Annotated in this window: 7 protein-coding genes; 3 read left to right on the top strand and 4 right to left on the bottom strand. The window is 69.8% G+C overall.

Annotated elements, in window-relative coordinates; all coding sequences use genetic code 11:
- Positions 1 to 5: 5 nt before the first annotated feature.
- Positions 6 to 2087, bottom strand: coding sequence for a hypothetical protein (locus tag CR165_RS09405; RefSeq protein WP_109516706.1), 2082 nt, complete (start codon positions 2085 to 2087; stop codon positions 6 to 8).
- Positions 2088 to 2420: 333 nt separating this feature from the next.
- Between CR165_RS09405 and CR165_RS24990 the strand changes: the two genes are divergently transcribed.
- On the top strand, positions 2421 to 2585 hold the full coding sequence (locus tag CR165_RS24990) for a hypothetical protein (RefSeq protein WP_181378075.1): 165 nt from the start codon (positions 2421 to 2423) through the stop codon (positions 2583 to 2585).
- A gap of 728 nt (positions 2586 to 3313) precedes the next feature.
- Positions 3314 to 3925 (top strand): hypothetical protein, encoded by a 612-nt coding sequence (locus tag CR165_RS09395; RefSeq protein ID WP_109516704.1) that lies wholly within the window; start codon positions 3314 to 3316, stop codon positions 3923 to 3925.
- A gap of 23 nt (positions 3926 to 3948) precedes the next feature.
- On the opposite strand, the gene CR165_RS09390 is transcribed toward CR165_RS09395, so the two are convergent.
- Positions 3949 to 4926 carry an NAD(P)H-dependent flavin oxidoreductase gene (locus CR165_RS09390; RefSeq protein ID WP_109516703.1) on the bottom strand — a complete coding sequence of 326 codons (978 nt, stop codon included), beginning with the start codon at positions 4924 to 4926 and terminating at the stop codon, positions 3949 to 3951.
- A gap of 266 nt (positions 4927 to 5192) precedes the next feature.
- Between CR165_RS09390 and CR165_RS09385 the strand changes: the two genes are divergently transcribed.
- The gene (locus CR165_RS09385; protein ID WP_109516702.1) at positions 5193 to 6206 is read left to right on the top strand and encodes an SDR family oxidoreductase; all 1014 of its coding nucleotides are present in this window, start codon (positions 5193 to 5195) and stop codon (positions 6204 to 6206) included.
- 37 nt (positions 6207 to 6243) lie between these two features.
- Here CR165_RS09385 and CR165_RS09380 read toward each other — a convergent pair whose 3' ends face one another.
- Positions 6244 to 7887, bottom strand: a complete 1644-nt coding sequence (locus CR165_RS09380; protein ID WP_109516701.1) for a hydantoinase B/oxoprolinase family protein — start codon at positions 7885 to 7887, stop codon at positions 6244 to 6246.
- 1 nt (position 7888) lies between these two features.
- On the bottom strand, positions 7889 to 9964 hold the full coding sequence (locus CR165_RS09375) for a hydantoinase/oxoprolinase family protein (RefSeq protein WP_109516700.1): 2076 nt from the start codon (positions 9962 to 9964) through the stop codon (positions 7889 to 7891).
- Between the last annotated feature and the right edge of the window lie 104 nt (positions 9965 to 10068).

Here is a 10068-nt window from a genome sequence, read left to right as displayed (position 1 = left end):
TTCGCTCAGGCTGCGAAGATGTCGCGACCCTCGGCCCGGCCGAACTGCAGGTAGTGCTCGAGCGGGTTCAGCCCGGCCTCGGCCACGTCCGCGTTGGCGGCGAGGTAGGCGTCGCCGTCGAAGGCCGTGCTCGGAGCGCGGTGCTCGGCGGCGCCGTGCGCGAGGTAGTGCTCGAGCGGATTCATCCCGGCCTCGGCCACGTCTTGGTAGGTGGCGAGGTACCAATCCGTGTCAAAGAATGCGTTGGCGTCGCGGCCCTCCTTCCAGCCGGAGGTCATGAAGTGCTGGGTGGCATCCACGCCCTCCTTCGCCACGTCGCCATAGGTCGCGTAGTAGAAGGAGGCGTCCACCAGGGCGTTCTGTGGCCCGGTGGTCTTCGGTGCCGCCTGGAACGCGTCCCGGCCCTCGGCTTCGCCGTGCAGGAGGAAGTGTTCCAGCGGGTTCATCCCGGCGGCCGCCACGTCAGCGTTGGCCTCGAGGTATGCATCGCTGTCGAAGGCGAAGGAGGCATCACGTCCTTCCTTCCAGCCCACCGACATGTAGTGCTCGAGGGCGTTCACCCCGGCCGCCAGCACGTCGGGGTTCTGGTTCAGGTAGAACGACACGTCGAAATGGCTGTTGGGGTCGCGCCCCTCGGCCGCGCCGAATTGCATGAAATGCGCAAGCGGGTCCGTACCCGCCGCCGCGACGTCGGCATACTTCGACAGGTAGAACGCCTTGTCGAAGATCGGCATCTCCGCCGCCCAGTCATGCACGGGCAGCGTCGGCGTCTCCGGGTCCGTCGGCGTCTCCGGGTCCGTCGGCGTCTCCGGCGTTACGGGGCTATCCGTAGCCGATCCGACGGGAACGAAATTGCCTTTCCAGAGATCGAGGCCCGCCAAGTCGGGGGCAGGATGCGTGCCCTCGGCGGTCAGGTCCGTACGCCAAGTCACCGTCTCGCTGGTAGCTGAGGACCGGGTCTCCAGCAGGTAGGTTCCGTCAGCCAGCTTGGCGACGGCCGTCGGATACATGCCCTGCGCATCGTCCGGTCCGATCAGGGTGTCGAGGCCATCGTGACCAAGAAGCATGATCGCGCCGTTCATGCTGGAGACGGCCTGACCGTCCCCCGCAGGCACCAACCGGCCGCCGCTCGGGATCGCTGCCGTGCCATCCTCCGTCCCGTCCGTGACGAAAACCTGCGGCACGCCATCAACCGTCACCGACAGCACCGACCTTCCGTCCCCAAGGTCCTGGATATATCCGCCCCGCACCATGTCGGCCTGCATCAGCAGGCGGGTGGTCGTCCCATCGGTGGTGTAGAGTTGAAGGCCGCCTGGAATGCTGGGTCCGGCCTCGCTCCAGCCGCGCGGGGTGACCTTGATCAGCACGCTGCCTTCACCGACCGGGTGCAGGAAGTCGATGGAGACCGCACTGGGATCGGGCAGACCATCGATGGCCCGCGTACCCTCAGGCGTGCCGTCCGTCACTGTGATCTGGCCGCCTCCGCTGTTGAGGAACATCCGCCCGTCCTCGAGCAGCACGTTGTCGCCGAAGTACCGGGTCACCGCCTTGGTGCCCTCGGACGTTCCGTCGCTCACCCAGAGCGTGGCGCCGATGTCCTCGCCCGGCGCGGGGAGGTTGGTCGCGAAGTAGAAACGGCCGTCCGCAAGCGGGTGGATTGCGCCGGTGAAGGCGGTGCTGTCTGCGCCCGGGGCCATGTCGAGCATCAGGCGGGTGCCCTCGCGGGTACCATCGGTCACCCACAGCTCGCTGCCGCTGCTGGAGTTGCTGGCGGTGAACACCACACGGCCGTCGGACAGCGTGGTGAGCCCAGCCGGGCGCTGCGAGCCGTCCGTGTCGTTGATGTCGTACAGGAGGAAGGTGCCCTCGGACGTGCCATCGGTCACCCAAAGCTCGTAGCCGTGCTGCGGATCCTGCGCCGTGAAAACCGCCTTGCCACCGACCACCGCAGTCAGGCTCTGGATGTCCGATCCGTGAGAGCCGGGCCAGATGTCCTTCAGCACCATGACAGATGCGCCGGAATCGTTCCCCAACCAGAGTTCAGAGCCGTTTTGGATATCGTTGCGGACAAACACGAAAGGGTGCATCGGTGAGGGTCTCACGGGCTTCTGAGACCCCTCCGGAGCGGAAGTCTCTTTGAGGCAGGCCTACCGGGGCCCCTGGACGCTCCGCGCACAGGCTGTGGTAAATTTAGTAAATATTTAGATTGATCCGTCAATTCGGGACCGTTTCACGTTTTCAGCAGCGTAAGCTCTGCTGTCCCTGATACGTGTTCTGAGGCCTTTTTGCCGCCTTGCCTGGATCGCTGAGTGTCCGGGTTGCTCTGCCGAAGCGACCCGTGGAGTTAATTGCCCCCAAATAGGAGGCTTCCCAAAACTTTTTTGTTCGCTTTATGTTCAATTTGATTGATAGAGGGAGCCATGGCGATTCCAGGCAAGGCGGCATTGCTGAATGAACTGCGTGAGCAGGTGGCCCGTATCAAGGGCCATGGCGATGCATCTGCCCACCCGACACTGGCTTTCAGCATTCCGGCGCCGGACTGGCGGGATGCCGCATGGTGGCTTGGCTCGCGGCGCCCTGCATGAGGTCGCGGGGGTCAGTGTCAACGTGGAGCATGCCTCGGCCGATGCCCTGCTGGTGGCGGGCATCCTGGCGTGTGCCGGTGAGTCCGTGCTGTGGGCGTCCGAGCGCTTCGACCTCCTCGCCCCAGGCTTGGCTGCCGTAGACCAGCCCCCATTAACTGGTCCGCGCGAGATTTTAGTGGAGCATGGCTGAAGGCGGGGACGATGAGCCGTTGGAACCGGAGTGGGCACCGTCTTGATCGCAGTGACAATCCCGGATGGACCTGCGCTCCCTCCGGGACTTAAGCCCTTACCCCGCTTGCTTATATCTGCGCGCCAGCTGGCACCTGGGCTTGGCCCAGCATGCGATCGCTAGTGCCCCGTGTCAGGCAAGCGCAGGCGTTGAAGGCGCGGGCGGCACGTTGAAGCGTTGGCTGGCAGATAGCCTTTCTAGGACCGGAGCAACTGCGTGAGCACCGGACCAGCCGCGGAAGCAAATGTCCGCATCCATCGAGCATACAGCTGGCTACGGTTGCGATCAGGAGGCGCGTGCAAGTACAGTTCGGCCAGCGTTGGAGAAGTACGAGCCGCTCGGCAGGTGGGAGTGGCCGCAGAGCAACCTTGTGGGCGGGCGAATAGGTCGAGAACCGCGGCTTGGCCGGTCAACGGATTGCTAGCTTTCGAAGTAGAATTGTTTTATGTCAACAAGTTAGCCTGGGGTGGGAATGCGGTTATGCCTGGGCGGACATGAGGTGAGGCCCGGCTTCCCGGCGGGCAGCCTGCTCGCCGCCCTGCTCGGCGGGGAGGCGCCGGTGGAGGCGCGCCGCGCCGCGCGGCGCCTGCGCGCCGAGGGCGCCCCGGCCCTGGCGGCGGATGCCGAGATCGCCGCCCTGGCGAACGGGCTGGCCGGCACCGGGGTGGCGCATTCACCCGCCGTGTTGGACGCGCTGCCGCCGCTGTTCTGGATCGAGGCGCCGGAGGAGATGGCTGGGGCGGAGATGGCGGGGACGGAGGTGGCTGGGGCGGAGGTGGAAGGCGCCGCCCCGCTCCGGGGCTGGGTGGTGGAGAAGCGCGGGGACGGCCTCGCCGCGCGCGGCTTCAGCCTCGCCGCCGGAGCGGAGGCGCTGCCGGAGCCGGCGGGCGACACGGCGCTGGCCTTCGGCGGCCATCCCGTGCCGGAGGCGGCTGCGGCCCGCGCGCTGCGCGGCCTGGCCGCCGCCGTGGCGCTGCCGGAGATGCTGGCGCAGATGGGGGAATCTTCCCCCGTCCTGCTGCTGCCGGCCGAGGCGCCGACGGAGGACGCGCTCCTGCTGCGCGGCCTCCGGCTCTCCGTCGCCCTGGCACGGGATTCGGCGCCCGGCTGAGCGCCACCGGCTGAGCGCCGCCCTCAGCCCGGCCGCAGCAGCGCGGAGCCGGCGCCCAGCGCCGCCCGCGCCGCCTCGTATTCCCGCCGCAGCCGGCCGACCAGCGCCGCGGCCGGCTCCACGGCGGTGACGGCGCCGATCCCCTGCCCCGAGCCCCAGATGTCCTTCCAGGCCTTCTTGCGGTCGGAGGAGAAATCCATGCGCGAGGGGTCGGAGACGGGGAGATCGTCCGGGTCCAGCCCGGCATTGGCGATCGAGCCGCGCAGGTAGTTGCCGTGCACGCCGGTGAAGAGGTTGCTGTAGACGATGTCGCCGGCGCTGCCCTCGACGATCATGCGCTTGTAGGCCTCGGCCGCCCGCGCCTCCTCGGTGGCGATGAAGGCGCTGCCGATATAGGCGAAATCCGCCCCCATGGCCTGCGCCGCCAAGATCGACCGCCCGCTGGCGATGGCGCCCGAGAGGGCGATGGGGCCGTCGAACCAGGCGCGCGTCTCCTGCACCAGCGCAAAGGGGGAGAGGCTGCCGGCATGGCCGCCGGCGCCGGCCGCCACCAGGATCAGCCCGTCCGCGCCCTTGTCGATGGCGCTGTGGGCGAAGCGCTGATTGATGACGTCGTGCATCACATGCCCGCCATAGGCGTGGACGGCCTCGTTCACCTCGCGCCGGGCGCCGAGCGAGGTGATGATCAGCGGCACGCGGTGGCGCGCGCACAGTGCCAGGTCCTGCTCCAGCCGGTCGTTCGAGCGGTGGACGATGAGGTTGATGGCGAAGGGCGCGGCCGGCGCCCCGGGATGGGCGGCGTCGTGCGCGTCCAGCCGCTCGCGGATCTCGGCCAGCCACTCGTCGAGCTGCGAGAGCGGCCTTGCGTTCAGCGAGGGCATGCTGCCCACCACCCCGGCGCAGCACTGGGCGACCACCAGATCCGGCACGGAGATGATGAACAGCGGCGAGCCGATCACCGGCAGGGCGAGCCGGCCACGGAGCGAGTCGAGCAGGGTCATGGCAGGAGGATTCCCGGTCAGGTGTGGCACGGCCGATCCTCGCCGAAGAATGCGGCGGCGCCAATGCGCGGAGCTGGCACGCGGAGTTGGGGCGCGGAGCCGGGGCGCCGGCAACCGGAAGGGAGCAACCAGGAAGGGGCGGCGCGGCTTAGAGAGGGCGGGCGGTGGAAATCCCGGTGCGCGGGAACCCCCCGTGGCTCCGCCGGTAGGTGGGGCATGGCCGGCGACCGGCCGGCACCCGCTCGCATCATCCGGAGGCTTCCTGCATGTCTGAAACCCGACACCGCCCCGTGCTGGTCATCACCGGCGGCTCCTCTGGCATCGGCCGTTGCACGGCGGCGCTGTTCGCGCGGCAGGGCTGGGATGTCGGGCTGATCGCCCGCGGCCGCAACGGGCTGGAATCCGCCCAGGAGGAGGTGCGCCAGGGTGGCGCCCGCACCGCCATCGCCGAGGCCGACGTGTCCGACCCGGCGGCGCTGGAGCAGGCCGCGGCCGCCATCGAGGCGGAGCTGGGCCCGATCGACGCCTGGGTGAACTGCGCTGGCGTCAGCGCCTATGGCCGCTTCATGGACCTGCCCGAGGCGGATTACGAGCGGGTGACGCGCGTCACCTATCTCGGCGTGGTGAACGGCACGCGCGTGGCGCTGCGGCGGATGCTGCCGCGCAACCACGGCAACATCGTCAATGTCGGCTCGGCCGTGGCGCTGCGGGCGGTGCCGATGCAGTCCGCCTATTCCGCCGCCAAGCACGCCGTGGCCGGCTTCACCGAGGCGCTGCGGGCGGAGCTGATCGAGGCGCGCAGCGCGGTGCAGATGGGCATCGTGCACCCGCCCTCGACCAACACGCCCTTCTTCAGCCATGCCGCCTCGCACCTGCCGGAAGGGGGCGTGCCGCGCCCGCCGCCGCCGGTCTACGCGCCGGAGCTGAGCGCGGAGGCGATCCACCTGGCGGTGACGCAGAACCGCCGCTCGGTGCGGGTGGGCGGGCAGACCGCCGCCTTCGGCGTGGCCAATGCCGTGATGCCGGGGGCGCTGGACTGGCTGCTCGGCCATTTCGGCACCACCGCCACCCAGGTGACGCATTCCGACCGCATCGCCGCGCAGCGGGACGAGACGCTGCACCGCCCCTCCTTCCGCGCCTCGCCCGTGCACGGGCCGTTCGGCGGCGAGACGCTGACGCGCAGCGTGCAGATGGCGCTGGCGCGCAACCCGGTGCTCTGCGTCGGCCTCGGCGTGGCGGCGCTGGCCGTGATGGCCTCGATGATGCCGCGCCGCCGCTGAGGGTCGCGAGTTCCAGGGGGCGCCGCCCCCTGGAGCTTCAGTCCTCGGCCGTCACCAGCCCGTCGGCGATGTCCCGCGCCAACAGCGCCGGGTCGCGCGTGGCGGGGTCGCCCATGCCGCCGCCGCCGGGCAGCTTCAGCAGCAGCCGCCGCCCCTTGGGGATGATCTGGAAGCCCTTGGTGCGCAGCAGCGTGCCGTCATCCAGCCCGACCCAGCCCGCCGCACCGTCGCCGCCGCCATCGCGGCCGCGCGGGGCATTGGCCACGCGGTCGAAAATGGCGTTCACCGCGAACTCCGCCTCGCCCTTGGTGCCGATCTCCATGATCTGGCCGAAGCCGCCGCGGGTGCGGCCCACCCCGGCGGAATCCGGCCGCAGCTCCTTCTTCCAGAACACCACGGGCGCCACGTTCTCGGTCGCCTCCACCGGCATGGTGCGCACGCCGGAGGGGAAGGCGGTGCCGTCCAGCCCATCCCGCGCCGGGCGGGCGCCCGTGCCGCCGGAGTTGAAGGTGATGACCTCGAAATCCGGCAGCTCGGCCTCGCCGCCCGAGACCTGGGCGCCGCCACGCAGCGGCGGGTTCCACAGGCAGGAGGAGCCCTCGGCCGTCACGCGGTCCGGCACCGCCTGGTGCAGGCAGCCCATCATCAGGTCCGGCAGGAGCTGCCCCACCACATGCCGCACACTGACCGGGAAGGGCCGCGGCGCGTTGAGGATGCAGCCCTCCGGGATCTCCATGCGGAAGGGGGCGAGGCTGGCCCAGTTGTTCGGGATCTCGGGCGCCACGACGCATTTGATGCCGAAGCAGGAATAGGCCCGGCAATAGGGCGCCGGCACATTGATGCCACGCCCCGAGAGGCCTGAGGTGCCGGCGAAGTCCACCGTGATGTGGTCGTCATGCAGCGTCATCGACGCCTTCAGTGTGACGGGCGCCTCGTAGCCGTCGCTCCTGATGCTGGCGGCGTAGGTGCCGCGCGGCAGCTTGGCGATCTCGGCGATGGTGGCGGCCAGCGAGCTGTCAAAAATGTACTCAGCCAGCGGGTCGATGCTGTCCATGCCGAACTCGTCCAGCATCTCGACCAGGCGCTTGATGCCGGCGTCGTTGCAGGCGCAGAGGGAATAGACGTCGCCCTCCAGCTCGACCGGCGTGCGGGAGCCCGCGCGGATGAAGTCGAAGAAGGTCTCGTTGGCGCGGCCCTGGTCGAAGCATTTGACGATGGGGATGTACATCCCCTCCTCGAAGACGCTGCGCCCCTCCGGCCCCATGCCGAGGCCGCCCACGTCGATGACATGCGCGGTGTTGGCGAAGAGGCCGACGATCTTGCCGTTGCGGAAGGCGGGCGAGACGACGGTGAGGTCGTGCAGGTGGCCGGTGCCGAGCCAGGGGTCGTTGGTGATGTAGTGGTCGCCGGGCTTCATCGTCTCGGCCGGGAACTTGGCCAGGAAGTGGCCGACCGATTCCATCATCGAGTTCACATGGCCGGGCGTGCCGGTCACGGCCTGGGCCAGCATCCGGCCCTTGAGGTCGAAGATGCCGGCGGAGAGGTCGCCCGCCTCGCGCACCGTGGTGCTGAAGGCGGTGCGGATCATGGTCTGCGCCTGCTCCTCCACCACCGCGATCAGGCGGTTCCACTGGATCTGGCGCTGGATCTTCTCGAGGGCGTTCATCGGTTGCGCGTCCATGTCACGCGGCCTCCTTGGTCAGTTCCAGGTATCCGAGGGCATCCATGCGGCAGGTCCAGCCGGGGCCGACCAAGGTGCTGGTCTCCGCCTCGGCGACGATGCAGGGGCCGGGCAGCGTGGCGCCGGGCACCAGATGCTCGCGGTCATACACGGCCCAGTCGGAGACGGTGCCATCGGTGGTGTCGCGCACCGCCTGGGTGCGGATGGGGGCGGGTGCCGCCGCCCCGGCCACCGCGCCGGCGGGCGCCACCTCGGGCAGCACGGTGGCCACCGTCACGGCGAAGGAGAGGATCTCCACGTCGCTGCCCGGCACGGGGCGGTCGTAGAAGCGGGAATACTCGGCATCGTATTCGGCGCGGATGGCGGCGACATCGGCCTCCGTCAGGTCGCGCGCCGGCAGCGCCACGGAAATCTCATGGCCCTGGCCGACATAGCGCATATAGGCGATGCGCGTCTCGGAGAGCGCCGCGCCGAAGCTGCCCTGCGCCACCACGCCGCGCGCCTCGGCCGACATGGCGGCGAGCAGCCCGTTCACCGCCGCCACGTCGAAGCTGCGGAAGCGCTGGTAGAGGCTCTTCACCACCTCGTAGCCGACCGGCGCGCGCAGGAAGCCGATGGCGCTGCCCACCCCGGCGCCCGAGGGCACCAGCATCCGCGTCACGCCGATCTTCTCCGCCACGCGGTAGCCATGCACCGGCCCGCCGCCGCCGAAGGCGATGATGGCGCGCCCCTCATAGCCCTTGCCGCTCTCGATGGCGTGGACGCGGGCGGCGTTGGCCATGTTCTCGTCGACCATCTCGACCACGCCGAGCGCCGCCATCTCCGGCGCCAGCCCGAGCTTCTGGCCAACATGCTCCTCCAGCGCGGCGAGCGCCGGCGGCACCTGCAGCGGGAACTGCCCGCCGGCGAACAGCGCCGGCTCGTAGCGGCCGAGCGCCAGATTGGCGTCCGTCACCGCCGGGTGGCTGCCGCCGCGGCCGTAGCAGGCCGGGCCGGGGTCGGCGCCGGCGCTCTCCGGCCCCACCTGGATGCGGCCGAGGCTGTCCACCTGCGCCAGGCTGCCGCCGCCGGCGCCGATCTCCACCATCTCGATGACCGGGATGCGCAGCGGCAGGCCCGAGCCCTTCTTGAAGCGGCCGACGCGCGCCACCTCGAAGCTGCGGCTGGCCTGGGGCTGGAAGTTGTCGATCAGGCAGACCTTGGCGGTGGTGCCGCCCATGTCGAAGGAGAGCACCTTCTCCAGCCCGCGCTGGCGCGCGACGTAAGCCGAGAAGATAGCGCCGCCGGCCGGGCCGGATTCCACGAGACGGATGGGGAAGCGCGCCGCCGTCTCCACCGTGGTCAGGCCACCGCCGGAGAGCATCATGAAGAAGGGGCAGGCGAAGCCGCCCTCGGCCAGCCCCTGTTGCAGACGGCCGAGATAGCTGGCCATCAGCGGCTGCACATAGGCGTTGGCGACGGTGGTGGAGAAGCGCTCCCATTCCCGCATCTCGGGCGAGACCTCGGAGGAGAGGGAGACCCGCACCTCCGGCCATTCCTGGACCAGGATCTCAGCGGCGCGGCGCTCATGCGCCGGGTTGACGAAGGCGTGCAGGAAGCCGATGGCGACGCTCTCGATGCCCTCGGCCTTCATGAAGGCGATCCGCTCGCGCAGCGCCGCCTCGTCCAGCGGCAGCAGGACCTTGCCTTCGTTGTCCAGCCGCTCCGGCACGGGCAGGCGCCAGCGGCGCGGCACCAGCGGCTCCGGCAGGGCGATGTTCAGGTCGTACTGGTCGTAGCGGGATTCGTTGCCGAGGGCGAGCACGTCGCGGAACCCCTCGGTGGTGAGCAGCGCCGTCCGCGCGCCCTTGCGCTCGATGACGGCGTTGGTGGCGAGGGTCGTGCCGTGGATGAACAGCGCCACGTCGGCGGGCTGCATCCCCGCCTTCCCGAGCACCACGCGGATGCCTTCCAGCACGCCCAGCTCCGGCGCGTGCGGGGTGGTGAGCACCTTCGCGGTCCAGCGCTCCCCGCCGCGCTCCAGCGCGAGATCCGTGAAGGTTCCTCCGATGTCGGAGGCCAAACGAGCAGAAGGCATCAGTCCAAACTCTCCCGGTCCGTGGCGGCCGGGGAGTGTTCACCGCTTCAGCGGTGGTGAAAAGCCGTCTTCGGCTTTTAATCGGGCTGGGCGGCCCGCGCCTG

The sequence above is a fragment of the Teichococcus aestuarii genome (assembly GCF_003116135.1).
Taxonomy (GTDB): Bacteria; Pseudomonadota; Alphaproteobacteria; order Acetobacterales; family Acetobacteraceae; genus Pseudoroseomonas; species Pseudoroseomonas aestuarii.
This window is presented reverse-complemented; position numbering and strand designations above follow the sequence as displayed.